24 protein-coding genes are annotated in these 25,349 nt (G+C 29.6%); 16 read left to right on the forward strand and 8 right to left on the reverse strand.

Features of this window, described 5'->3' with window-relative positions; translation table 11 throughout:
* Window positions 1–74: 74 nt before the first annotated feature.
* The 3 genes from clpB to ACLII3_RS15470 all read left to right on the forward strand — a co-directional run bounded on the left by clpB (window position 75) and on the right by ACLII3_RS15470 (window position 3,966).
* Window positions 75–2,687: an ATP-dependent chaperone ClpB gene (gene clpB / locus ACLII3_RS15460; protein WP_412985377.1), complete on the forward strand. Its 2,613-nt coding sequence runs from the start codon at window positions 75–77 to the stop codon at window positions 2,685–2,687.
* Between the two features lie 142 nt (window positions 2,688–2,829).
* Window positions 2,830–3,426 (forward strand): TetR/AcrR family transcriptional regulator, encoded by a 597-nt coding sequence (locus tag ACLII3_RS15465; protein ID WP_412985378.1) that lies wholly within the window; start codon window positions 2,830–2,832, stop codon window positions 3,424–3,426.
* A 48-nt stretch (window positions 3,427–3,474) separates the two neighbouring features.
* Window positions 3,475–3,966: an acyl-CoA thioesterase gene (locus ACLII3_RS15470; RefSeq protein WP_412985379.1), complete on the forward strand. Its 492-nt coding sequence runs from the start codon at window positions 3,475–3,477 to the stop codon at window positions 3,964–3,966.
* A gap of 86 nt (window positions 3,967–4,052) precedes the next feature.
* On the opposite strand, the gene ACLII3_RS15475 is transcribed toward ACLII3_RS15470, so the two are convergent.
* On the reverse strand, window positions 4,053–4,616 hold the full coding sequence (locus tag ACLII3_RS15475) for a hypothetical protein (RefSeq protein ID WP_412985380.1): 564 nt from the start codon (window positions 4,614–4,616) through the stop codon (window positions 4,053–4,055).
* Between the two features lie 162 nt (window positions 4,617–4,778).
* On the opposite strand from ACLII3_RS15475, the gene deoC reads away from it, so the two are divergent.
* The 3 genes from deoC to ACLII3_RS15490 all read left to right on the forward strand — a co-directional run bounded on the left by deoC (window position 4,779) and on the right by ACLII3_RS15490 (window position 6,757).
* Window positions 4,779–5,444 (forward strand): deoxyribose-phosphate aldolase, encoded by a 666-nt coding sequence (gene deoC / locus ACLII3_RS15480; RefSeq protein WP_412985381.1) that lies wholly within the window; start codon window positions 4,779–4,781, stop codon window positions 5,442–5,444.
* A gap of 15 nt (window positions 5,445–5,459) precedes the next feature.
* Entirely contained in the window at window positions 5,460–6,158 is a 699-nt protein-coding gene (gene deoD, locus ACLII3_RS15485) for a purine-nucleoside phosphorylase (RefSeq protein ID WP_412985382.1), read from the forward strand.
* 74 nt (window positions 6,159–6,232) lie between these two features.
* A complete protein-coding gene (locus ACLII3_RS15490) occupies window positions 6,233–6,757 on the forward strand; it encodes a SixA phosphatase family protein (protein ID WP_412985384.1) in 525 nt (174 codons plus the stop codon).
* Here ACLII3_RS15490 and ACLII3_RS15495 read toward each other — a convergent pair whose 3' ends face one another.
* The gene (locus ACLII3_RS15495) at window positions 6,758–7,489 is read right to left on the reverse strand and encodes a DUF6503 family protein (protein ID WP_412985385.1); all 732 of its coding nucleotides are present in this window, start codon (window positions 7,487–7,489) and stop codon (window positions 6,758–6,760) included.
* Window positions 7,490–7,573: 84 nt separating this feature from the next.
* Between ACLII3_RS15495 and smpB the strand changes: the two genes are divergently transcribed.
* Window positions 7,574–8,032, forward strand: coding sequence for an SsrA-binding protein SmpB (gene smpB / locus ACLII3_RS15500; RefSeq protein WP_412985387.1), 459 nt, complete (start codon window positions 7,574–7,576; stop codon window positions 8,030–8,032).
* Between the two features lie 97 nt (window positions 8,033–8,129).
* Window positions 8,130–10,601 carry a DUF5686 and carboxypeptidase regulatory-like domain-containing protein gene (locus ACLII3_RS15505; RefSeq protein ID WP_412985389.1) on the forward strand — a complete coding sequence of 824 codons (2,472 nt, stop codon included), beginning with the start codon at window positions 8,130–8,132 and terminating at the stop codon, window positions 10,599–10,601.
* On the opposite strand, the gene ACLII3_RS15510 is transcribed toward ACLII3_RS15505, so the two are convergent.
* Window positions 10,598–11,239 (reverse strand): protein-L-isoaspartate(D-aspartate) O-methyltransferase, encoded by a 642-nt coding sequence (locus ACLII3_RS15510; protein WP_412985391.1) that lies wholly within the window; start codon window positions 11,237–11,239, stop codon window positions 10,598–10,600. The genes ACLII3_RS15505 and ACLII3_RS15510 overlap by 4 nt on opposite strands.
* A 159-nt stretch (window positions 11,240–11,398) precedes the next feature.
* On the opposite strand from ACLII3_RS15510, the gene ACLII3_RS15515 reads away from it, so the two are divergent.
* From ACLII3_RS15515 to miaA, 8 genes are read left to right on the forward strand one after another with little or no spacing between them, the layout of a single operon-like run.
* Window positions 11,399–12,361, forward strand: coding sequence for a Gfo/Idh/MocA family protein (locus ACLII3_RS15515; RefSeq protein ID WP_412985393.1), 963 nt, complete (start codon window positions 11,399–11,401; stop codon window positions 12,359–12,361).
* 10 nt (window positions 12,362–12,371) lie between these two features.
* Window positions 12,372–13,259 carry a 3-hydroxybutyryl-CoA dehydrogenase gene (locus ACLII3_RS15520; RefSeq protein ID WP_412985394.1) on the forward strand — a complete coding sequence of 296 codons (888 nt, stop codon included), beginning with the start codon at window positions 12,372–12,374 and terminating at the stop codon, window positions 13,257–13,259.
* Between the two features lie 47 nt (window positions 13,260–13,306).
* On the forward strand, window positions 13,307–14,533 hold the full coding sequence (locus ACLII3_RS15525; protein WP_412985396.1) for a DUF1015 domain-containing protein: 1,227 nt from the start codon (window positions 13,307–13,309) through the stop codon (window positions 14,531–14,533).
* A 1-nt stretch (window position 14,534) separates the two neighbouring features.
* The gene (locus ACLII3_RS15530; RefSeq protein ID WP_412985398.1) at window positions 14,535–15,206 is read left to right on the forward strand and encodes a YggS family pyridoxal phosphate-dependent enzyme; all 672 of its coding nucleotides are present in this window, start codon (window positions 14,535–14,537) and stop codon (window positions 15,204–15,206) included.
* Window positions 15,207–15,218: 12 nt separating this feature from the next.
* Entirely contained in the window at window positions 15,219–16,580 is a 1,362-nt protein-coding gene (locus ACLII3_RS15535; RefSeq protein ID WP_412987926.1) for an exonuclease domain-containing protein, read from the forward strand.
* Between the two features lie 6 nt (window positions 16,581–16,586).
* A complete protein-coding gene (locus ACLII3_RS15540; protein WP_412985399.1) occupies window positions 16,587–18,557 on the forward strand; it encodes a DUF3857 domain-containing protein in 1,971 nt (656 codons plus the stop codon).
* 21 nt (window positions 18,558–18,578) lie between these two features.
* Entirely contained in the window at window positions 18,579–19,409 is an 831-nt protein-coding gene (locus ACLII3_RS15545) for an ion transporter (protein WP_412985400.1), read from the forward strand.
* Window positions 19,399–20,307: a tRNA (adenosine(37)-N6)-dimethylallyltransferase MiaA gene (gene miaA, locus ACLII3_RS15550; RefSeq protein WP_412985402.1), complete on the forward strand. Its 909-nt coding sequence runs from the start codon at window positions 19,399–19,401 to the stop codon at window positions 20,305–20,307. The genes ACLII3_RS15545 and miaA overlap by 11 nt, the downstream gene beginning before the upstream one ends.
* A 46-nt stretch (window positions 20,308–20,353) precedes the next feature.
* Here miaA and ACLII3_RS15555 read toward each other — a convergent pair whose 3' ends face one another.
* The 5 genes from ACLII3_RS15555 to ACLII3_RS15575 form a co-directional block, all read right to left on the reverse strand.
* The gene (locus ACLII3_RS15555) at window positions 20,354–21,064 is read right to left on the reverse strand and encodes a response regulator transcription factor (RefSeq protein WP_412985404.1); all 711 of its coding nucleotides are present in this window, start codon (window positions 21,062–21,064) and stop codon (window positions 20,354–20,356) included.
* A 7-nt stretch (window positions 21,065–21,071) separates the two neighbouring features.
* Window positions 21,072–22,637: a sensor histidine kinase gene (locus ACLII3_RS15560; protein WP_412985406.1), complete on the reverse strand. Its 1,566-nt coding sequence runs from the start codon at window positions 22,635–22,637 to the stop codon at window positions 21,072–21,074.
* Between the two features lie 77 nt (window positions 22,638–22,714).
* On the reverse strand, window positions 22,715–23,308 hold the full coding sequence (coaE, locus tag ACLII3_RS15565; RefSeq protein ID WP_412985408.1) for a dephospho-CoA kinase: 594 nt from the start codon (window positions 23,306–23,308) through the stop codon (window positions 22,715–22,717).
* A gap of 4 nt (window positions 23,309–23,312) precedes the next feature.
* Complete coding sequence (locus ACLII3_RS15570) at window positions 23,313–24,200, reverse strand: CdaR family protein (protein ID WP_412985409.1); 888 nt, start codon at window positions 24,198–24,200, stop codon at window positions 23,313–23,315.
* A gap of 74 nt (window positions 24,201–24,274) precedes the next feature.
* Window positions 24,275–25,282, reverse strand: coding sequence for a glycosyltransferase (locus ACLII3_RS15575; RefSeq protein ID WP_412985411.1), 1,008 nt, complete (start codon window positions 25,280–25,282; stop codon window positions 24,275–24,277).
* Window positions 25,283–25,349 lie beyond the last annotated feature (67 nt).

Here is a 25,349-nt window from a genome sequence, read left to right on the forward strand (position 1 = left end):
ACGACATTCTGTCTCGTAAAATGTATTGGTAAGGTTCTTGACCAAGACTAAACAGAAAAGAAAAATAAAACAATATGAACTTAAATAATTTTACAATAAAATCTCAAGAAGCCATACAACAAGCACAACAGCTTGCCCAAGGCTTTGGTCATCAACAAATAGAAAATGAACATATTTTTAAAGCTATTTTTGATGTAGACGAAAATGTATTACCATTTCTTTTAAAGAAATTAAATGTAAATGTAGGCTTACTACAACAAGTTTTAAATAAAGAGATAGAAAGCTTCTCTAAAGTATCAGGAGCAGATATTATGTTATCTCGTGAAGCGGGAAAAACTATAAACGAAGCATCAATCATAGCAAAAAAAATGAAAGATGACTTTGTTTCAATTGAACATCTCATACTAGGTATTTTCAAATCTAAAAGTAAAATTTCTCAAATACTAAAAGATCAAGGTGTAACCGAAAAAGGTTTAAAAGCTGCTATTGAAGATTTACGTAAAGGAGACAGAGTAACATCTCAAAGTCAAGAAGATACTTATAATTCTTTAAATAAATATGCTAAAAATCTCAACCAATTAGCAAAAGATGGCAAATTGGATCCTGTAATTGGACGTGATGAAGAAATAAGACGTATTCTTCAAATCTTATCACGTAGAACCAAAAACAATCCCATTTTAGTTGGTGAACCAGGAACTGGTAAGACAGCAATTGCAGAAGGTTTAGCACATAGAATCATTGATGGAGATATTCCTGAAAACCTAAGAGATAAGCAAATTTTTGCACTAGATATGGGAGCATTAATTGCAGGCGCTAAATATAAAGGTGAATTTGAAGAACGATTAAAAGCAGTCATCAAAGAAGTAACAACTAGTGAAGGTGATATTGTTCTTTTTATTGATGAAATCCACACCTTAGTTGGTGCTGGAGGTGGACAAGGAGCTATGGATGCTGCAAATATTTTAAAACCAGCTTTAGCACGTGGAGAACTAAGAGCTATTGGAGCAACAACGTTGGACGAATATCAAAAATACTTTGAAAAGGATAAAGCATTAGAAAGACGTTTTCAAAAAGTAATGGTTAACGAACCAGATACCGAAAGTGCTATTTCAATTCTTCGTGGTATCAAAGAAAAATATGAAACACATCACAAGGTTCGCATTAAAGATGAAGCTATTATTGGTGCTGTTGAATTATCTAACAGATATATAACCAATCGTTTTCTTCCAGATAAAGCTATCGATTTAATGGACGAGGCTGCTTCTAAGTTACGTATGGAAATCAACTCTAAACCTGAAGAGCTTGATGTGTTGGATAGAAAAGTAATGCAGTTAGAAATTGAGATTGAAGCTATTAAAAGAGAGAAAGATGAAGCTAAGTTAAAATCATTGCGCTCCGATTTAGCAAATCTAAAAGAAGAACGTAATGCTTTAAATGCAAAATGGAAGAGTGAAAAAGAAGTTGTAGAGAATATTCAAAATACAAAACAAGATATTGAGAACTTTAAGTTAGAAGCAGAGCGTGCTGAACGTGATGGTGATTATGGTAAAGTAGCAGAAATCCGTTACGGAAAAATCAAAGATGCTGAAGAGGCACTTGAAGCACATCAGGCAAAACTTTCCGAGCAACAGTCTAACAATAATTCTTTAATTAAAGAAGAAGTTACCTATGATGATATTGCTGAAGTGGTAGCTAAATGGACAGGAATTCCTGTGACTAAAATGATTCAATCTGAACGTGAAAAATTATTAAAACTTGAATACGAATTACACAAACGTGTTGTTGGACAAGAAGAAGCAATTGTAGCTGTAAGTGATGCTGTAAGGCGTAGTAGAGCTGGTTTACAAAATCCTCAAAAACCTATTGGAACATTCTTATTTCTTGGAACTACTGGAGTTGGTAAAACTGAATTAGCAAAAGCTTTAGCCGAATACTTGTTTGATGATGAAAATGCTATGACACGCATTGACATGAGCGAATATCAAGAACGTCATGCAGTTAGCAGATTAGTTGGAGCTCCTCCAGGATATGTTGGCTATGATGAAGGAGGACAATTGACTGAAGCAGTTAGAAGAAAACCCTATTCAGTAGTGCTATTAGATGAAATTGAAAAAGCACATCCAGATACTTTTAATATTTTATTACAAGTATTAGATGAAGGTAGATTAACAGATAACAAAGGTCGTATTGCAGATTTTAAAAACACAATCATTATTATGACCTCAAATATGGGAAGTCATATTATTCAAGAAAAATTTGAAGCTGTTAAAGATATAGATACTGCAATGGAAGCTGCAAAAATTGAAGTTTTAGGATTACTAAAACAAACGGTTAGACCAGAATTCTTAAACAGAATTGACGATACAATTATGTTTACACCATTAAGTAAAAATAATATTAAAGATATTGTAGGCTTACAACTAAAAAGTGTTACAAAAATGATAGCACAACAAGGTATTACTTTTGATGCCACAGAAGAAGCCGTAAAATATTTAGCTGATAAAGGTTTTAATCCTGAATATGGAGCAAGACCAGTTAAGCGAGTTATTCAAAAAGAAGTTTTAAATGCCTTAAGTAAAGAAATATTAGCTGGAAAAGTAACAACAGACAGTATTATTTTACTAGATGCATTTGATGATAAATTAGTCTTTAGAAATCAAGGTGATTTAGTTGCCGAAGAGTTCTAAGTGTAACAATAGTTTTTTTAAACAGTCTTATAATTGGTTGGTTAGTTGAAAGCAACACAAGTTTCATTCTTGAAAGGCGTGTTGCTTTCTTTTTTTTATCAAAATATACCATTTGGTATATTTTATATATATTTGTATTGTTATGATATCAAAAGCAGAATTAACAAAACAATTTATATTAGAAACTGTTGCTCCAATTTTCAATAAAAATGGTTATGCTGCAACAAGCATGCAGGATATTACTAAAGCAACAGGATTAACTAAAGGAGCAATTTATGGTAATTTTAAGAACAAAGAAGATTTAGCAATTGCATCTTTTAAGTTTACTGTAAGAAACCTTATGAAAAAAATTGCTACTCATTTAGAATTAAGCAACTCTCCTATTCAAAAATTATTCTTAATCACAGATTTTTATAGAAATTACTATAGTTATAGCAAAGAACTTGGTGGATGTCCAGTCTTAAATATTGGTGTTGATGCTAATAACCAGAACACTAAACTATTATTAAATGTTAAACAAGTAATAGAAAAAATTCAAGATCAAGTTGCAACAATAATAGAAAAAGGTATAGAAGCTAAGGAAATTACAAACGAAATAAACGCAATGCAATATGCTAAACGTATTGACACCATGATACAAGGTGCAATTTTCATGACTTATACACTTGATGATGAATTTTACCTAAAAGATACCATGAACCAAATAGATCAAATGATACATAACGAATTAAAAAAATAAAAAAAAATTTAAACTAAAATATACCAATTGGTATAAAAAATATATAAAATGAAAACACTACCAAAAATTCTTAAAAGCAAAACAAAAATTAGATTCCAAGACTGCGACCCTTTCAATCATTTAAATAATGCAGCATATATAAATTATTTAATAAATGCAAGAGAAGACCAACTAATACAATACTATGATATTGATATTTATAAAATGGGAAAAACATTAGGAAAAAGTTGGGTAGTTGGTAGTAATCAAATAGCTTATTTACGACCAGCATTTTTAATGGAAGAAGTAGTTATTGACTCACAACTTATAAATTTTAGCAATAGTTCATTACAAGTAGAACTACGAATGTGGAATCATGACAAGACAGAATTAAAAGCAGTAATGTGGAGCTCATTTGTGCACTTTAACTTAATTAAACTTAAAACTGAAGTCCATACTGAAGAGCTAATGCAATTATTTAACGCTGTTTTAAACCCCGTTAAGCAAACTTCATTTGAAACTAGAGCACAACAGTTAAAGGCAAAAAAACAAGTAATATAAAAAAGAGCGCCACTTAATAAAGTAGCGCTCTTCCATCTATTAATCAATAAAGAAGGTCAATAAATTAACCTAAAAATTTATGCTTCTTAGAAGATATATTTTAAACCTAAAGTAATTCCAGAACCAAGACCTTCTTGAGTTTGGCTATCGAACATATTAAATCCAAAAGAAGTAGTACCTACAGCATCTCCTCCATCTGGTTTAATAGAGTTATATCCAAATCTACCAAATTTAGCTTCTAAAGTCCATTTACCTCCAATAAAGTAGTCAATTCCAGGTTCAATATTAAACCCATAACCACTAAAGTTTTCACTAAATAATAAAGGCACGTTTGCTTCACCAAAAATGAAGAATTTCTCAGTAACTGACCAATACTTTCTAGCTAATGGTTTAACTACAAAAGTATCATCCCCTCCAATAGCATTAGTGTAACCTACAGCTCCACCAACAGTAACAGTAGGAGAAATAAAATTACCTACAGCAGGTAAAATAGTGTAAACTGCATCAGAACCTTCAGTTTTTGAATAACTACCTGAAGCTAATCCCCACCATGCTCCTTTTAATCCTTCGCTTTTCTTTTCTTCTTGAGCTTGAGATGTATTAAAAACGAATAAACAAGCTAATAAAGTTGTAAATAATAATTTTTTCATTGTGTATTTTGATTAGAATTTGATACAAAATTAAAACAGGAATAATCCTTAAAAACTGACTAAAGTCATAGTTTAGAATATTTTTAAAAATATTTCATTAAAGAAGTTTTTAGTATTAAAATACATAGGGATTTTCGTAACTTTACACCATAAATTCTTACAATGAAACCGATAAATAAATTCATAGATCATACGTTATTAAAACCTATTGCTACAGAGAGTGATATCATTCAATTATGTGAAGAAGCTAAACAATATAATTTCTATTCAGTTTGCGTTAATAGTTGTTTTGCTGACTTAGCTTACAAATTTTTAAAAGACACAGATGTTAATGTTTGTTGTGTAGTTGGATTTCCTCTAGGAGCTATGAGTACAGAGGCTAAAGCTTTTGAAGCTAAAGAAGCAATAAAAAATGGTGCTGAAGAAATAGATATGGTTATTAATATTGGTTTCTTAAAAAGTAGAGATTATAAAGCTGTATTAAATGATATTTCTAAAGTTAAAGAAGCTTGTGGTAATAAAGTCTTAAAAGTAATTTTAGAAACTTGTGACCTTACTAAAGAAGAAATCATAAAAGCTAGTGAACTTTGTGTTGAAGCAAATGCAGATTTTGTAAAAACTTCAACTGGGTTTGGTTCTGGAGGAGCTACACAAGCAGATGTAAAAATCATGAAAAAAACCGTTAAAGGAAAAGCTAAGATAAAAGCATCTGGAGGTATAAGAGATTATGAAACTGCAAAGCATTTTATTGACTTAGGTGTTGAAAGGCTTGGTGTATCATCTGGAATTGCAATTATGAATGGTGAAAAATCTGATGCTGATTATTAAAAGAACAAAAAAATTATGAGTGTACATATTGAAGCAAAAAAAGGCGAAATAGCCGAAACTATACTATTACCTGGAGATCCATTAAGAGCAAAATGGATAGCTGAAACTTTTTTTGAAAACCCAGTTTGTTTTAATAAAGTAAGAGGTATGTATGGATATACTGGAACTTACAATGGAAAAAGAGTTTCTGTTATGGGAACCGGAATGGGTGTACCAAGTATTTCAATCTATGCTCACGAACTAATAAACGAGTATGGTGTTAAAAATTTAATTCGAGTAGGTAGTGCAGGTTCATATCAAAAAGATGTAAAGATTAGAGACATTGTTTTAGCAATGGCAGCATCGTCTAACTCTGGATTAAATGAAATTAGATTTGGTGGCGCTGACTATGCTCCTACTGCTAGTTTTGAATTGTTTATAAAAGCTGTAGAAGCAGCTAAAGCAAAAAATATAGAAGTAAAAGCAGGAAATATTTTCACAAGTGATGAGTTTTATGCTGATGATTTTGAATCTTATAAGAAATGGTCAAAATTTGGTGTATTATGTGTTGAAATGGAAAGTGCAGGATTATATACCATTGCCGCAAAGTATGATGTTAATGCATTAAGTATATTAACTATATCTGACTCTTTAGTAACTGGTGAACGCACAACAAGTAAAGAGCGAGAAACCACTTTTAAAGGCATGATTGAAATTGCTCTTGAATTAGCATAAGCTTTTAACATTTATAAATGTTTATTTTCTTTTAGTACTCGTATATTTGAAGTACTAATTAACTGTAACCTATTATGAAAAAATTATATACATTTCTTTTAATATTTGCTTTTACTTTACCTTCTATAGCTCAAGAAATAGATAGTACTTCAAATAATGATAATTCATCTACTTATTACTTTATCAGGCATGCCGAAAAAGATAGAAGCGATAAAACAAACAAAGATCCAAATCTTGTTTTAGATGGTATTTTAAGAGCTGCCAAATGGAGTATTGTATTAGATAATATTGACTTTGATGCTATTTACTCTACTAATTATAATAGAACTAAAGAGACAGCACAACCTACAGCCGAAAAAAACAATTTAGATATTACAGTTTACGACCCAAGAAATATAGATGCTAAATCATTTTTAGAGCAAACTAAAGGAAAGAAAGTACTTGTTGTAGGTCATAGCAACACTACTCCAATGTTTGTTAATAAACTCTTAGGTAAAGAAAAATACAAACAAATTGACGATAGTAATAATGCTAATCTATATATAATAACTATTTCTTCTTCAGGAGAAATTAGTGATACCTTATTAGTTATAGAGTAATTATTTAATTACTACATTTTCAGTTTCGATTTTAGATAAAAGTTTTAAGTTCTTGTTTTCAAAAGCTTTATCTAAATCAAATAAATCATTATCTGGATTAAGTGGTTTGTAATTATTATAATCTACTATTCGCAAACCATTAATGTAACGTTCATTATAGGCTTCTCTAAATCGCATACCTCCTCCATTTACATGATATGAATAAGCTAAATAGTCAACTTTTTTAGTTTCTTTATTAATCCAATACACATAAATATCATCAAAATCGTCACCTCCTCCTTCTTCATCAAACGTAACCTTAACTTTATGATATGAATTTCCTTTTATAAGTGTTTCACCTAAATATGTCTTATTTACTGCAGCATCATTTAATCCAAATGGTAATAGCACAAAATAATTTACAGAGTTAATAGAGTTCTTATATTTATTAACCATTGAATCTGCAACAATTACACTTTCCTCATTTACAAATCTCTTAAAACTGGTATTAGTATAAACATCCTTAATTGTATTTATTGAATCTTTAAATATTCTCTGGTAAGTAAAGTTTCCAAAAGATCTTTTAGATACATAGTGCTTATCTCTAAAATCAAATTCCATCTCAAAATTTGTATACTTATCACCTCCTGAAACTTCAATTGATTCATCTATAATATCCTGAACATTAACTATTTTCACATCTTTACAAGCTAAAAACGTAATAACAAACATAAAACTAAGGCAGTATTTCATTTTTAAAATTTTATAATAAAGTCGTTAAACTTAATAAATAATAACACAAATAGAATTAATAAATTTGTGTAGCTTTGGCCTCCAATGCAAAAAACAGTAAACATATTAAATAAAAAAGCACGCTTTGAGTATGAAATACTTGATAAGTATACTGCTGGTATTGTGTTAACTGGAACAGAAATAAAGTCTATTAGACAAAGTAAAGCATCTATTGCAGAAAGCTTTTGTGAGTTTAACGATCTTGGAGAACTCTTTGTTATTAATATGACTATCCAAGAATACGACTTTGGTAATTACTACAACCACAAACCTAAAGCCCAAAGAAAACTTTTACTTAATAAACGTGAATTAAAAAAACTTGAAAAGGAAGTTAAAAACACGGGTTTAACTATAGTTCCTTTAAAACTGTTTATTAATGAAAAAGGGTTCGCTAAACTAGATATAGCGCTTGCTAGAGGTAAAAAACTTTATGACAAACGTGAGAACATTAAGGATCGTGATAATAAACGTGATTTAGCACGCATTAAGAAAAATTTTAAATAAGTTTAGGCTTTTTATAACAACTCAAGGCAATTTTTATGCCTAAGTTTGGTTTAGTTTTTAGAGCTATCTAAAAATTAAAATGCTAAACCAACCATCTATGAAATTTAACTTCTCGCTATTTATAGCTTGCTTTTGCTCTTTTTTGAGCTATTCTCAAATTACTGGAACTGTAACAGACACAAAAAAAGAACCACTTCCTTTTGTTAATATTTATATTGATAATACCTACATAGGAACTACAAGTAACGAAGAAGGGAAATATGAATTAAATGTAAATACTACAAAAGAATACACGATAGTATTTAAATATTTAGGTTATAAAACCATAAAAAAAACAATCGAACCAAAATCCTTCCCTTATCAATTAAATATTGAAATGGAAGAAGAAGAAGTTTCCCTAGCAGAAGTTGTTGTTAATGCAAACGAAAATCCTGCAAATAGAATTATAAGAGCTACTATAGACAACCGAAAAGCAATGCTAGAAAAAATTAGCACTTATAAAGCCGACTTTTACTCTAAGGGTTTAATTAGAATTAAAGATGCTCCTAAAAAAATATTTGGTCAAGAACTAGGAGACCTAGGAGGTGCTCTTGATTCTACACGTAGTGGAATTATTTATTTATCAGAAACTATTTCAAAAATTGATTATAAATATCCTGATAAATTAAAAGAAAAAATTATTGCCTCTAAGGTTAGTGGAGATGATAAAGGTTTCAGTTTTAATAATGCTATTGATGTTGATTATAATTTCTATAACAATACTGTAGAAATTGGCAATCAAATAATATCTCCAATTGCTAATTATGCTTTTAATTATTACAGATATAAGCTTGAAGGTGTTTTTTATGATGATAATGGAAACTTAATCAACAAAATAAAAGTAACTCCAAAACGAAAAAATGACAGAGTATTTTCTGGAACCATTTATATTGTTGAAGACCATTGGTCGATTTATGCTCTAGAACTCGATGTAACAGGAGAACAAGCTCAACTTACAGGTGTTGATGTAATTACTTTAAAGCAAAGTTTTTCATTTTCTAACGCTTCAAATTTATGGACTTTATTTTCCCAAAGTATCGATTTTAAATATGGTATTTTTGGAATAAAAGGTGATGGTCGTTTTACTGCTGTTTATAGTAATTATAATTTTAATCCAGAATTCTCTAAGAAAAACTTCACTAATGAAATTGTTTCTTTTGAAGATAATGCAAATAAAAAAGATTCAATTTATTGGAACAACATAAGACCAGTACCTCTAACAATAGAAGAATCTACAGATTATGTCAAAAAAGATAGCATACAAACAGTTAGAGAATCAAAAACCTACTTAGACTCCGTAGATACTGTAAAAAACAAATTTAAAGTAGGAGATATTTTAGGTGGTTATACATATAATAATACCTATGAAGGAAAAAGATTTAATGTAACTGGATTATTAGGAGGTTATGGTTTTAATACTGTACAAGGCTTTACAGGAACCATAAAATTTAATTACAGAAAAAAGTACGATGAATTTAAAAAGTATATAAATTTTGACGGAAGCTTAAATTATGGTTTTAGTGACGAACGCTTACGTGGAACTATTGGTGCTACTTATAAATTCAACAACACAACACGCCCTTTTTTAAGAGTCTCTGGAGGAGTTAAAGTTGAACAATTCAATCCAAACTTATTTGATTTAGAAGTACTCAATAGTTTTATGTCTTTATATCAAGAGAAAAACTATATGAAAGTTTATGATAAAAGTTTTATTGAAGCTAGCTACTCTCAAGAGCTTTTTAATGGATTTAGATTGGGCACAAGTTTATCCTTTGAAAGAAGAGCACCTCTATTTAATACAACTGATCAAGTTTGGTTTCCAAGTAAAGAAAGAGAATACACAAGTAATAATCCTCTAGATGAAACTGCTTATGGAGAAGCTCCTTTCGACAAACATCGTATTGCAAAACTTAATATTGGTGTAAACATTAATTTTGACCAAAAATACTTGAGCTATCCTGATAGTAAAATAAATATTTACAGCAGTAAATACCCAACATTATACTTAGGCTATGAAAAAGGGTTTGGAGCAACAAACAGTAACTACAACTTTGACCAAATTAAAGCTAGAATATCTCAATATTTAACCCTTGGTAATAAAGGAAATTTCAAATATTATGTAGCTGCTGGAAAATTCTTTAACGCTGATGACATTTCCTTTATTGACTACCAACACTTTAATGGTAATCAAACTCATGTAAGTTTATTAGGTAGTATGTTACCAAATACATTTAACAACTTACCATACTATGATTTAAGCACAAATAAATCATATACAGAAATGCATGCCGAACATAATTTTAAAGGCTACATCTTAGGAAAAATACCTTTACTAAATAAATTAAATTTCAATCTAATTTTAGGAGCACACAACCTTAGCACTACAGACAATAAACCTTATCAAGAATATAACATAGGTATTGGTAATATTGGTTGGAAAACCTTCCGCTTTTTACGTGTAGATTATGTACGTTCTTATCAAGGAGGTTTTATTAATGATGCCTTTGTTTTTGGATTAACTTTTAATTAATTCTTATCCTCCAACAATGGAACAAATCTAAACTCTCCTAGTTCATGTTTTTCAAATTCTTTGACACCATTTCTAATAAAAAGCGTCATAATTTGCACATCATCTCCAACAGGAATAACTAAACGACCATCAATTTTCAATTGACTTAACAATGGTTTAGGTACAAAAGGAGCTCCTGCAGTTACTATAATACTATCAAAAGGAGCTTCTTCTGGCAAGCCTTTATAGCCATCTCCAAAAATTAACTTCTTTGGTCTATACCCTAATTTAGGTAAAAACTTACTCGTTTTTTTAAATAGCTCTTGCTGTCTTTCAATACTATAAACCTTTGCTCCTAACTCACACAGTACAGCAGCTTGGTAACCACTTCCTGTACCAATTTCTAATATTTTATCTCCTTTCTTTACTTGTAATAATTCACTTTGAAAAGCTACTGTATATGGCTGAGAAATTGTTTGACTTGCTGCTATTGGAAAGGCCTTATCTTGATAAGCATGATCTAAAAAGCTTGAATCCATAAATAAATGTCTTGGAATATTACCAATAGCATTTAACACATCCTTATTGGTTATTCCTTTTGCTATTAATACGTTAACCAATTTTTGTCGTAAACCTTTATGCTTAAAAGTATCTTTCAATGTTTATAGAAATTTTTAAGGCTAAAATTAACCAAAGATTTTAAAGCGAAAAACTAAAATTGAAAAGAATTAAATTATTATAAAAAAGAGGCATATTTTATTATGAAATCCATTAATTAAATACCGAAAAATCTTATTTTTGTTAAAAACATAAAAACTATGCTAAAAGCTGGTGTACTTGGTGCTGGTCACCTAGGAAAAATTCATCTTAGACTTCTTAATCAATCTGATAAATATGAGCTCGTAGGCTTCTACGATGCCGATGAAAATAACGCAAAACGTGTTGCCGAAGAATTTGGTTATACTTACTTCAATACTATCGAAAGTCTTATTGAAGCAGTAGATGTTGTAGACATTGTTACTCCTACTCTTTCTCATTACGATTGTGCTAAACAAGCTATTGCAAAAGGCAAACATATTTTTATTGAAAAACCAATAACAAATACTGTTGAAGAAGCCGAACATATAAGAGAACTCCTAGCCGAAAATAACTTAAGAGGACAAGTAGGTCATGTAGAGCGTTTTAATCCTGCATTTATTGGTATAAAAGACCAACTTGACAAACCAATGTTTATTGAAACACATAGGCTAGCTGAATTTAACCCTAGAGGAACAGATGTACCTGTAGTTCTTGATTTAATGATTCACGATATTGATATTATACTTAGTGTTGTTAAATCTAAAGTAATAAACGTTCAAGCAAGTGGCGTATCAGTGATTAGCGAAACACCAGATATTGCAAATGCTAGATTAGAGTTTGAAAATGGCTGTGTTGCCAACTTAACTGCTAGTAGAATATCATTAAAAAATATGCGTAAAACACGCTTTTTTCAAAGAGATGCTTATATAAGTGTAGACTTTTTAGAGAAAAAATGTGAAGTAGTAAAAATGAAAGATGCGCCTGAGCAACCAGGAGATTTTGATATGATTCTACAAAATGCTGAAGGTGTTAAAAAACAAATATATTTTGACAATCCTGAGATTTCTAACAACAATGCTATTTTAGATGAGTTAGAAACATTTGCAAATGCCATAAACACAAATACTAAACCAATTGTAACACTTCATGATGGAACTGAAGCATTACGTGTTGCAACACAAATAATTAATTGTTTTAAATAAAAAAGTATATATGAAAAATGTAGCAGTCATTGGAGCTGGAACTATGGGAAATGGAATTGCGCATACGTTTGCGCAATGTGGTTTTAATGTTAATTTAATTGATATTAGCGAAGCCGCTTTAGAAAGAGGTATTAGTACTATTACAAGAAACTTGGATAGAATGGTCGCTAAAGAAAAAATCACTGAGGCCAACAAACAAGACACTCTAAACAATATTACTACATACACAAATATGACTGAAGGTGTTGCCTCTGCTGAACTAGTAGTAGAAGCTGCAACTGAAAATGTAGATTTAAAATTAAAAATCTTTCAGCAATTAGACGAAGCTTGTGGAGCTGACACCATTTTAGCTACTAATACATCTTCAATTTCAATTACTCAAATAGCTGCTGTAACATCAAGACCAGAAAAAGTAATTGGTATGCACTTTATGAATCCTGTACCAATTATGAAGTTAGTTGAAATCATCAGAGGTTATAATACTAGTGATGAAGTTACTAACACTATCATGGAAATGTCTAAGGAACTTAAAAAAGTTCCTGTAGAAGTAAATGATTATCCTGGATTTGTGGCTAATAGAATACTAATGCCAATGCTTAATGAGTCTATCGAGACTTTATACAATGGTGTTGCCGGTGTTAAAGAAATAGACACAGTAATGAAGCTAGGTATGGCTCATCCAATGGGACCATTGCAGTTAGCAGATTTCATTGGTCTTGACGTATGTTTATCGATTCTAAACGTTATGTACGAAGGTTTCAAAAACCCTAAATATGCTCCTTGCCCATTATTAGTAAATATGGTAAGAGCAGGTAAATTAGGTGTAAAATCTGGTGAAGGTTTTTACGATTATTCTGAAAGCAGAAAAGCAGAACACGTAGCAAAACAATTTGCATAATTTAAAACAAGGCAATTAAATTTAATTGCCTTGTAATATTTTCTTTTATGGCAAAAGTCCTTCCTTTTAAAGCAATTAGACCAACTAGAGATAAAGTTAGTCTAGTAGCCTCACGTTCTTATCAAACTTATACTCAAGCTGAACGTGAAGCACGAATGGACTATAATCCTTTTGCTTTTTTACATATAGTAAATCCTGGATATAAATACGATTTAGAAATTACAGGAAAGGAACGTTATAACCTTGTAAGAAATCGGTATTTAGAATTTAAAGAAGATAAAATATTTGTTCAAGATAAAACACCTTGTTACTATGTCTACAAAATAATTAACAGGCATAAACAAGTCTTCTCAGGTTTTATTGCGGCTACTAGTGCTAATGATTATGAAAATAATATCATTAGGAAACACGAAGATACTTTACAATTTAGAGAAGAAACCTTCAAAGAATATTTAAAAACAGTTGGTTTTAATGCCGAACCTGTTTTATTGACGTATCCAGATAATGACAACTTAGCCAATATTATTAAAGCTAAGCAACAAGAAAGAGCTGAATTCGAATTTACTACCACTTATAGAGACACACACTATTTATGGCTAATAGATGATGAACAAAGTATTTTTGAAATTAAAAATGAATTTGGTAAAATTAATACCATTTATATAGCAGATGGACACCATCGTTCTGCATCATCATGCTTACTTTCAAAAGAGTATAATGATAATAATGAATTAAAAAGGCATAATTATTTTATGAGTTATTTAATTCCTGAATCTGAACTAAAAATTTACGATTTTAACAGACTAGTAAAAGATTTAAATGGTTTATCAAAAGAAGAGTTTTTAATAAAATTAGACACCTATTTCAGAATAGAAAACAGAGGCACCCAAGCATATAAACCTAGTAAAAAGCACCATTTTAGCATGTATATTGATGGTGAATTTTATTCATTATATCTAAGAAAGAATAATTTTCATATCAATAATGCTCTAGACGCTCTTGACACACATATATTATATAAAACAATTCTAGAACCACTCTTAGGTATTAAAGATTTACGTAACGACTCAAAAATAGAATATTCACATAGTAAATCTGGTGTTACTACCATGAAATCAAAAGTAGATAGTGGCGATTTTGCAGTTGGTTTTGGTTTAGTACCAATAACTATTAATGAAATGAAAGCCATAGCAGATGAAGGCTTAACTATGCCTCCAAAAAGCACTTATATTTTGCCAAAATTAAGAAGTGGTGTAACCATATATGAGTTATAAAATGATTATAAAACAAAATCTTAAACATATAAAATCTCAACTTCCAAAAGATGTTACACTAGTAGCTGTTTCAAAAACTAAACCTATTAGTGATATCATGGAAGCGTACGATGCTGGTCAACTAGTTTTTGGAGAAAACAAAATTCAAGAAATGGTTGAAAAGCATGAACAAATGCCTAAAGATATTGAGTGGCATATGATTGGTCATGTACAACGTAATAAAGTGAAATACATGGCAAGTTTTGTGAGTTTAATTCACGGAGTAGATAACTTTAAACTACTTAAAGAAATAAACAAACAAGCCTTAAAACACGACAGAGTAATTAACTGCTTGTTACAAATAAAGATAGCTTCAGAAAATACTAAGTTTGGAATGACAGAAGCAACAGCTCTAGAAATTTTAAAATCAGAAGAGTTTAAAAATTTAAAAAACATAAAAATAACTGGAGTCATGGGAATGGCTTCATTCACAGATAATTTAGAACAAGTAGCATCCGAATTTAAAACCTTAAAAGCTGCATTTAATAATTTAAAAACCATACAAGCCTTTAATTGTGATTTACAAACAATATCTATGGGAATGAGTGGTGATTATGAATTAGCGATAGAAAACGGAAGTAATATGGTACGCATTGGAAGTAGCATCTTTGGAGCTAGAAATTATTCTATTTAATAAAGACATCTTATTTACGCAATACTAGACATAGAGACTACTGGAGGGAAGTACAATGAAGAAGGTATTACTGAAATAGCCATTTATAAATATGATGGTCATGAAGTAGTAGATCAATTTATTAGCTTAGTAAATCCCGAAAGAGAGATTCAGCCATTTGTGGTTAACCTTACTGGGATAAATAGTAATATGTTGCGTAATGCTCCTAAATTTTATGAAGTTGCAAAACGTATTGTTGAAATAACTGATGGTTGCATTTTGGTAGCGCATAATGCACAATTTGATTATCGCATATTAAAAACAGAATTTAGACGATTAGGATTTGATTTTGAACGCAAAACACTATGTACTGTTGAACTATCAAAAAATTTAATCCCTGGTCAAGCATCATATAGCTTAGGTAAACTAGCTCGAGCTTTAGGCATTCCTGTAAGCGATAGACATAGGGCTTCTGGAGATGCATTAGCCACAGTAAAACTTTTTAAGATGCTTCTCGACAAAGACCTTGATAAAACTATTATTCAAGAATCTATTCGTTTAGAGCCTAAGCATCAAATGGAGCCTAAACTACTAGATATAATAGATAAATTACCCTCTATAACTGGTGTTTATTATATGCATCGAGAGGATGGCAAAATCATCTATATAGGCAAAAGCAAGAATATAAAAAAACGTGTTAACCAACACTTTACCAGTCAAAATCCAAAATCTAAGCGTATTCAATTACAAGTTGCAGCTGTAACTTATGAAGATACAGGAAGTGAACTTGTAGCACTATTAAAAGAAAGCGAAGAAATTAAACGTAATAAGCCAAAGTTTAATCGCGCTTTAAGACGCACCATTTTTTCTCATGGACTATTTAGTTTTACTGACGAAAAAGGTTATATCAACTTAAAAGTAGCAAAGGTTAATGGCAAAGAAAAACCTATAACTACTTTTTCTAACTTAAAAAGCGCTAAGAGTTTTTTAGAAAAAAAGGTAGACGAACATAATCTATGTCAAAAACTAAGTGGCACATATAAAACAGAAAGCAATTGTTTTAACTACACCATAAAGCAATGCTTTGGCGCATGTATTAGTGAAGAACCCTTTAATATATATAACAACCGTAAGTTAGAACTCATAAACAAATATAGCTTTAACAACCATAACATGGTAATTATAGATAGAGGAAGAACGGTTGATGAACGAAGTGCTATTCTTATTGAAGACGGTATTTTTAGAGGCTTTTGCTTTTATAATTTAAACTACCAAATAAATAATATTGAAGTACTTAAAACATTAATTACTCCAATGAATCATAATAGAGACGCACAACATATTATACAAAGTTACTTACGTAGAAATAAACGCTTAAAAGTCCTTAAACTCTAACTAAAAATGAAACATTTTTTTTCTGCTCTAATTCTTTTTTTACTAAACCTCCACTTAACAACTGCTCAAAATAAATTTGAAACAACAAGCTTCCAAGTTACAAGTGGTGATTTGCTAACAAATGTTTATACTGCTGATTCAACAGCTAACGCATTAGTAATTTATGAAAAAGGTAATAGCTATATTGATGAAGAAACTTTTAATGTAGTAACAGAGATAAAACGTAAAATTAAAATATTAAAAAAAGAAGCTTTCAACCAAGGAACTATTGAAATACTACTTTATAATAATGATTCAAAAAATAAAGAAAAAATAAAAAAAATTGTTGCTTATACACATAATATAAATAATAGCATTGGTACAAAACAAAGGTTAAATAAGGATGATATATTTACAGAAGTAATAAATAAAAATTATACACAGGTAAAATTCACACTACCAGACCTTAAAGAAGGCTCTGTAATTACTTATAGCTACACCTTAGTCTCCCCTTTTATTTTTAATTACCACAGTTGGAGTTTTCAAGATGATATACCTAAACTTTATAGCGAATATACTACTAGCATACCCGCAAACTATAAGTATCATATAAAACTTGTAGGTAATCAAAAACTATCTAAACATGATCAAATTTTAAAGAAAAACTGTATAAAAAGATTAAACGGAGCAACAGCAGATTGTACAGAAACAATTTATGTGATGGAAAATATTCCTGCACTAATTGAAGAGAGTTATATGACAACTGCAAGTAATTATTTATCTAGAATAGAATACGAATTAGAGCATACAGAAAGGTTTGATGGACATGTTTCATATTACACAAAAACTTGGGAAAGTGTAGATAAAGAATTAAGAACAGATGAATCATTAGGAAAACAGTTGAAAAAAAGTGTAAATCCTGAAGATATTTTACCAAGTGAAATTATTAACGAAACAGATAAACTAGCTAAAGCCAAAGCAATTTATAATTTCGTTATAGATAACTATACTTGGAATAATAAAACCAGATTATTTCAAGATGTATCTGTTAAAAGATTAATTAAGGAAAAATCTGGAAATTCATCCGAATTAAACATCTTATTATATAACCTATTAAACAAATCTGACATTAATGTAAATGCCGTTATACTTTCTACAAGACAAAGTGGCTTTTTAACTAAACTATATCCTGTCTTATCTGAATTTAATTACTTAATTGTAAAAACAGTAATTAATAACAAGACTTATTTATTAGATTCTACTAATCCTTATCAAGCCTTTGGAGAAATCCCGTTTAGATGTCTTAACAATGATGGTAGACAACTAGATTTAAAAAATGGCAGTAAATGGATAGACATACATGCATCTACTCCAACCGCTACAATGCACCAAGTATCTTTAAATATTAACAACAATGTCTTAAATGGAAATATAAAATCAAGATATACGAGCTATAATGCCACTAATAAAAAAGAAAACTATTATTCAAATCCGGATAGCTATGTTAAAAACTTTGAAGACACTTATGTAGATATTATAGTTAACGAACATGATGTTTCCAGCAATGGAATACATGACATTTATTTTCAGGAAACATATGACATTGAGTTTAATGATAATAACATTGTTGGAGATAAGATATATCTTGACCCTTTTATTTATAAGTTTTTCACTGAAAATCCTTTTAAACTACAACAAAGAACGTATCCTATTGAATTTGGACATAAAAATTTTATGAGCTACACATTAAAACTTAACATTGGTGAAGACTATTCAGTTGTAGAGCTCCCAAAAAACCAAATAATAAAACTTCCTAATAACGCTGGTGACTTTTCATTCTCAGTAAGTCAAATTGGAAACGATATTAATGTTACGAGTAAAATTAACTTTAAAGAACCTGCTTATCCATCAGAATATTATCCTTACTTAAAGGAATTTATGTCAAAAATAGTAGAGGTATATTCAAACACAATAATTGTAATTGAAAAGAATAAATAAAGATTTAGTATTTTTGAATTAATGGCTAAAGACAATAAAAACTGGAGAGCTAAACTACACGAAATAATTTATGAAGCAGATACACCTGCTGGTAAATTATTTGATTTAATAATACTTATTGTAATTCTTGCTAGTATAGTTTTAGTAATGCTAGAAAGTGTAGATAGTATTGGTACAAAGTATTTCGATTTTTTAAACATTTCTGAGTGGATAATAACCATTTTATTTACCATTGAGTATCTAGCAAGAATAGTAAGTGTTAAAAAGCCTTCCAAGTATATTTTTAGTTTCTATGGCATCATAGATTTACTTTCAACGATTCCTAAATATTTATCGTTAATATTCTTAGGAACACACTCATTAGTTGCATTAAGAGCTTTACGTTTAATGCGTGTGTTTCGTATTTTAAAATTAACTCGCTTTATTGGAGAAAGTACAAGCTTTGTTAGAGCTCTTAAAAAAAGTAGAGCTAAAATTGTAGTGTTTTTATCGTTTGTATTAATACTTTGTATTATTCTTGGAACAGTAATGTATTTAATCGAAAGTGATAAAGACAGTGGTTTTACTAGTATTCCAAGAAGTGTCTATTGGGCAATTGTAACATTAACCACTGTTGGCTATGGAGACATTGCTCCTATTACACCTTTGGGACAATTTATAGCCTCATTAATTATGATATTAGGTTATGGCATTATAGCTGTTCCCACAGGAATAGTTAGTTCTGAAATGACAAAAGTTGAACGTGATAAAATCCCAAACAATACTACTTCATGTACTAACTGTACAGAGGAATACCATAGAGACGATGCTGAATTTTGTCATAAATGTGGTCATAAATTAAATGATGAATAAATATCTAATCTCCATTGTAGGACCTACAGCTATTGGGAAAACTGCGCTTAGCATTAAATTAGCTCAATATTTTAATACTGAAATAATTTCGGCTGATTCAAGACAATTTTTTAAAGAAATGCAAATAGGAACTGCTGCTCCTACTCCAACTGAATTAGCAGCTGCTAATCACCATTTTATTCATCATAAGTCAATTAAGGACAATTACAATGTTGGTGCTTTTGAAAAAGACGCCATAGAAACGTTAGATTCTTTATTTAAGAAGCATAATGTTGTAATTATGGTTGGTGGTTCTGGGCTCTATGTTGATGCTGTAACAAAAGGATTAGACAATTTTCCAAAAGTAGATGCATCTATTAGAGACTCTCTTAATAAACAATTAGAAACTAAGGGTTTAATCCACCTGCAAGAACAATTAAAGGAATTAGATATAGATTCTTATAACAGCATTGCCATAGATAATCCACATCGTATAATTCGGGCTTTAGAGATTTGTATTGGTAGTGGTAAACCATATTCGTCATTTTTAAACAAAGAAAAAAGCAAACGCAAATTTAATACTATAAGCATTGGACTTACTGCTGATAGAGCATTAATCTATAACAGAATAAATAGGCGTGTTGATATTATGATGGAAGAAGGTTTACTTAATGAAGTAACACAATTAAAAGAGTATCATCATTTAAATGCTTTAAATACCGTTGGCTACAAAGAGATATTTAATTATTTAGATGGTAAGTGGACATTAGATTTTGCTATATCAGAAATTAAAAAGAATTCTAGACGTTTTGCTAAAAGACAATTAACGTGGTTTAAAAAAAACAAAGACACACATTGGTTTGAATACGATATTAATATAGAATCAATCACGAGTACAATAACATCTATTATTAAATAAAAAAGCCAACATTTCTGTTGGCTTTATAATTAACTACTTATAAAATTTATGCTTTTTGATTAATGACTAATCTGAAGCCTTCTCCATGAATATTTAATATTTCAACATTCTCATCTACTTTTAAATACTTACGTAATTTAGCAATATAAACATCCATACTTCTTGATGTAAAATAGTTATCATCTCTCCATATTTTAGTTAAAGCTAATTCACGAGGCATTAAATCGTTTTCATGTAATGCTAACAAACGTAATAATTCATTTTCTTTTGGTGATAATTTTTCTGGTTCACCACCTTTATATCTTAAAAATCTTAGCTTAGAGTTTAAATGAAAATCTCCAATCTCAAATTCAAATTGCTTACTATCTGCTACACTATCTGTAGCTTTACGTTGGATAATAGCTTTAATCTTCATTAATAAAACTTCACTATCAAAAGGCTTATTTAAATAATCATCTGCTCCAACCTTATAACCCTTTAAAACATCTTCTTTCATAGCTTTAGCAGTTAAGAAAATGATTGGAATATCAGTATTCTTTTCTCTAATTTCTTTAGCTAATGTAAAACCATCTTTATAAGGCATCATAACATCTAGTATACATAAATCGAAATCATCTTTTTTGAATTTTTCGAATCCTTCCATCCCATTTTTAGCATGAACAACATCATAATCGTTCATATTTAAATAATCTTTTAAAACGGTTCCAAAATTTGGATCGTCTTCTACTAGTAATATTTTTTTGTTTTCTCCTTCCATGATTATACTATGATATTAATGGTAGCTTAATAATAAAGGTACTACCTTTTCCTTTTTCACTTTCTACAGTTACATGACCTTGATGGTCGTCTACAATTCTTTTTACATATGCTAAACCTAATCCATGGCCTTTCACATTATGTACATCACCAGTGTGCTCTCTATAGAACTTTTCGAACACCTTTTTTTGAACGGCTTTTGACATACCGTTTCCTTGATCTTTTATTTTTAATAAGATATTATTACCAGCATTTTCGGTAAATACATCTATTTTAGGTTCTTTGTTAGAATACTTTACAGCATTATCCAAAATATTAACAATAACATTAGTGAAATGAGTTTCGTTTGCTAATACAGACGACTTTGTTGCATCCAAATGCGTGTTAATATACCCCCTTCTATCTTCAACAATTAGTTCAATATGAGTTACTGCATCTTCTATTAAGTCGTGTAGTTTAACTCTATCCTTACTTATGTTAAGTTCGTTTTTCTCTAGTTTAGATATTCTTAAAACATTCTCTACTTGAGCATGCATTCGCTTATTTTCATCCTTAATCATTTTAAGGTACCTTTTTACCTTATCTTCATCACTGATAATCTTTGGATTTTTTATAGCATCTAACGCTAAATTTATTGTTGCAATTGGTGTTTTAAATTCATGCGTCATATTATTAATAAAATCAGTCTTAATTTCTGAAATTTGACGTTGTTTTATTAATTGATATAATGCACTTGCGTAGGCTATAATTATAATTAACGTAAACACAACAGATAACATTGTCATACCTATAATAGATGATAAAATGAATTTTTTGCGCTCCGGAAAATTTATATATAACCTATATTCACTTTCGTCATTTCTATCCAAAAATATTGGAACTCCAATTGTAGGGTTTAACTCTTGTTCAAAATTATCTGACTGTACTTTTGTTGCTAAATCTTTATGGTAAACCGCAAATTCAAAATCAATATCTATTTCATCTTCTCTAAGTTTCTTCTTTAAAAAACGCTCCAACATCCTTTTACTTACACGCTTTCGTATTGGTGTGTTTTTTATTTCTTCACGATATTGCTCTTCAAAAGCTGCTCTTTGCAACTTATCCATACTAAAGACTTTTTCTAAATTACTCTTACGATTATTAAAGTCATTGTCCAGTCCATTATTATCAAAAATTTGAGTAGTAGTTTTACCAGTAAACTTGCTAAAATTTAAACTATCTAAACTAATGTCAATGAGCGATGGCACTTTAAAATTCTCTTCTAAAATACCAGTGTTATAAATTATTATCTGATTTGTATTATCATCTTGCTTATATACTGTAATACTTCTAAAATCTGTAGAATCGGGATCTTTACTTTTAGCTAAAAGTTCATCAAGCTCCCTTACATATTTTTTATACTCAATATCTGCAACTTGATTGGATGTGTACGTTAAAGCTCTTTTTACATTGGCAGTAAATCGTTCTTCTTCATTAGCTACAGTTTTATTAATAAAATAAGCTTGAACAAAAATGATACCAATGAGCGAAAGGCTCATTAACACAACTAACAAAACGAATAATCTTTTATTCATTATCCAAAATTAACATTTTAACATTTAGGAGAAATAGCATTTAACCTTACATTAACAAAAATGTTAAAATTTATAATTTATTGAATGTTATTAAGAATTTCTTGATGAATATCAAGCACTTGTTTTTCAGTTTCTTGAAGAGATTTATTGTAAACAACAAAGTCTGAAAGTGCTATTTTAGCTTCGTCTTTCCATTGGTTCTTTATTATAGCCTTTACTTTATCTAATGAAGAGTTATCTCGTTTTATTACTCTTTCAATTCTAACATCTTCAGGTGCTACTACTGTAATAGTGAAATCACAGGTTTTATAACTTTCGTTTTCAAACAAAATAGCAACTTCTTTAATAATATAAGGTGAAGTTTGTTTTTTTAACCAACGTTTAAAATGACTTGCTACTTTAGGATGAACTATACTATTCATTTGGGTAAGTAAATGCTTATCATTAAAAATCTTACTTGCTAAAAAAGTTCTATTGAGTTTATCATCAGCATATGCTTGGTCACCAAATAAAGCAATAAGCTTTCGCTTAATAACCTTAGATCTATTCATTAAAGCTTTAGCTTCTACATCAGCTATATATATAGGTACTCCGTAATTGGCAAACATTTTTGCTACTGTAGTTTTTCCACTACCTATTCCTCCTGTTAAGCCAACAATTTTTGTTTTCATGAAACTAATTAACTAATATATATTCTACTTGATTAACCCCTAGTTTAATACGCTTTACATTTTTAGGCTGTCTTGTAATAGTAGGTATTAATATAGAACTTTCAGTTGAAACTAAACTATAATCACATTTGATATCAAAATCTGATGAAGAAATCTTTTTATAATTACTTAAACTTGTATAAAACACTATTTGAACTTCCTTTGGAAAATAATTTAATTTAACACCCTCCGGCACATTAACAATAGTAATTGGCACATTAACTGAGCCTTCTGTAAACTTTTCAATTTCACCTGTCACCAAAACTTTATCACTCGAAAAAGACAACTCATTTTCTGTTTTTGGAAGGATTAACTTTGATTGTATATTAATATTAGAGTTAATATCATTTAACTTAAGGACCCTTGTTTTAATATTACTGATAGTATCTATGATACTTTTAGGTCCAATAACCTTTATTGAATCTGGATTAGACTTTAAAGTTCCTATCAAATCATAGCCCAAAGCAAATGAAGTGTTTGATTCTATTTTAACGGGAACCTTTTTTATCGTATTAACATCGTATTTAAATAAAAGTGAATCAGGACTAATATTTTCGATCATTTCCGAAGGATCAAATTGATTTTTAATGTTGGATAACTCTTGTCTTTCTGTCCAAACATAATTTTCTTTTTGTCTAGATATATTTGAAAAATCTACATTTAAAACTGGCTGCTTTAAATAGTATTTTAAAAACTTAAAACCTTTTGCTGTTATTGTAAGTTCAACTTTATGTGTACTATCCTTTACCAAAACCTCCTCTTCTGGTAAATTTATTTCTTGAACATTAAATGAAATTGTTTGTGTATATGTTCTCGTTAACTTAGTTAGAAATGAAAAAAATAAGGATATCAAAATAAATAAGAATAGAATATTTAGCCTCCTACTCTTAATTTGTGATATAAATTTATTTTTTAAACTTATCATTTTTAAACCTTGAAAAACAAATTAGGAAATAACTCTTGTGGTATTTTTTTCGAAAAAGTCATTTTTAAATTAGACTTCAAAAAACCATATCCATATCCAAAAAACTGAATACAAATTGCTATTAATGATAAAACTGCTACAACTGCACTTTTTGTACTAATTAATGCCAAAACAAAACTTAACAGATAATAAAAGACAACAAAATACAATGGTATAAACATCTTAAAAAAAGCTAATATTATTGACATAATAACACCGAAACAAAATAATGTTGGGAACCAATAAGTAATCTTTTTTGTTTGTGGATGCCATTTATTAAGTATAGGCCTTACCATACCAAACTTATTTACTTGCTTATAAAACTTAGACCAAGAAATTCTACGTTTATGATACACATAAGCTTCAGGAATCAATCGTGTTTTAAACCCTAAGTTATTCAATCTAATTGATAAATCTGGGTCTTCACCTGGATGAATATTACCAAAGCCTTTAGATTGAATAAATGCCTTTTTAGAAATTCCCATATTAAAACTTCTAGGCTCAAATTGAGTAACACTATTCTTTTTACCTCTTATACCGCCTGTTGTAATAAAAGATGTCATTGAAAAATTAATAGCCTTTTGAATGTTAGAAAATGACTCATGAGCTGCGTCTGGACCACCAAAACAATCAATATAGTCATTATTTAAACTAATAATAACTTCATTTAAATAATGCTTTGGCAAAATGCAGTCTGAATCTAGAATAATAAAATAATTACCCTTTGCCTTTTGCATTCCATAGTTTCTTGAATCACCAGGCCCAGAGTTTTCTTTAAAATAGTATGATATATTTAGTTTTGAGCTAAAACTATCAACTATTTCTTTTGAACTAATAGTAGATCCATCTTCAACTATTACGATTTCAAAATTTTTATCTATATCTAACCCAAATAAACTTTCTAGTAGTTCATTGGTTTCTTCTGGTCTATTATATACAGGAATAATAAAAGAAAAATCACTTACATTCATATAACACAAAGGTACACAAACACTAGATATAAACAGAAAAGTGAAAACACAAATAATAAAAAAAGCC

Source organism: Pontimicrobium sp. IMCC45349 (assembly GCF_047219225.1).
Lineage (GTDB): Bacteria > Bacteroidota > Bacteroidia > Flavobacteriales > Flavobacteriaceae > IMCC45349.

Coding starts and splice junctions, on each gene's coding strand:
- coaE (WP_412985408.1), bottom strand. CDS start 23,308: ATGAAAACAAAAATTGTTGGCTTAACAGGAGGAATAGGTAGTGGAAAA.
- ACLII3_RS15560 (WP_412985406.1), bottom strand. CDS start 22,637: ATGAATAAAAGATTATTCGTTTTGTTAGTTGTGTTAATGAGCCTTTCG.
- ACLII3_RS15525 (WP_412985396.1), top strand. CDS start 13,307: ATGGCAAAAGTCCTTCCTTTTAAAGCAATTAGACCAACTAGAGATAAA.
- ACLII3_RS15530 (WP_412985398.1), top strand. CDS start 14,535: ATGATTATAAAACAAAATCTTAAACATATAAAATCTCAACTTCCAAAA.
- deoC (WP_412985381.1), top strand. CDS start 4,779: ATGAAACCGATAAATAAATTCATAGATCATACGTTATTAAAACCTATT.
- ACLII3_RS15495 (WP_412985385.1), bottom strand. CDS start 7,489: ATGAAATACTGCCTTAGTTTTATGTTTGTTATTACGTTTTTAGCTTGT.
- ACLII3_RS15520 (WP_412985394.1), top strand. CDS start 12,372: ATGAAAAATGTAGCAGTCATTGGAGCTGGAACTATGGGAAATGGAATT.
- miaA (WP_412985402.1), top strand. CDS start 19,399: ATGATGAATAAATATCTAATCTCCATTGTAGGACCTACAGCTATTGGG.
- ACLII3_RS15475 (WP_412985380.1), bottom strand. CDS start 4,616: ATGAAAAAATTATTATTTACAACTTTATTAGCTTGTTTATTCGTTTTT.
- ACLII3_RS15465 (WP_412985378.1), top strand. CDS start 2,830: ATGATATCAAAAGCAGAATTAACAAAACAATTTATATTAGAAACTGTT.
- ACLII3_RS15505 (WP_412985389.1), top strand. CDS start 8,130: ATGAAATTTAACTTCTCGCTATTTATAGCTTGCTTTTGCTCTTTTTTG.
- smpB (WP_412985387.1), top strand. CDS start 7,574: ATGCAAAAAACAGTAAACATATTAAATAAAAAAGCACGCTTTGAGTAT.
- clpB (WP_412985377.1), top strand. CDS start 75: ATGAACTTAAATAATTTTACAATAAAATCTCAAGAAGCCATACAACAA.
- ACLII3_RS15470 (WP_412985379.1), top strand. CDS start 3,475: ATGAAAACACTACCAAAAATTCTTAAAAGCAAAACAAAAATTAGATTC.
- ACLII3_RS15490 (WP_412985384.1), top strand. CDS start 6,233: ATGAAAAAATTATATACATTTCTTTTAATATTTGCTTTTACTTTACCT.
- ACLII3_RS15540 (WP_412985399.1), top strand. CDS start 16,587: ATGAAACATTTTTTTTCTGCTCTAATTCTTTTTTTACTAAACCTCCAC.
- ACLII3_RS15515 (WP_412985393.1), top strand. CDS start 11,399: ATGCTAAAAGCTGGTGTACTTGGTGCTGGTCACCTAGGAAAAATTCAT.
- ACLII3_RS15575 (WP_412985411.1), bottom strand. CDS start 25,282: ATGAATGTAAGTGATTTTTCTTTTATTATTCCTGTATATAATAGACCA.
- ACLII3_RS15545 (WP_412985400.1), top strand. CDS start 18,579: ATGGCTAAAGACAATAAAAACTGGAGAGCTAAACTACACGAAATAATT.
- ACLII3_RS15555 (WP_412985404.1), bottom strand. CDS start 21,064: ATGGAAGGAGAAAACAAAAAAATATTACTAGTAGAAGACGATCCAAAT.
- deoD (WP_412985382.1), top strand. CDS start 5,460: ATGAGTGTACATATTGAAGCAAAAAAAGGCGAAATAGCCGAAACTATA.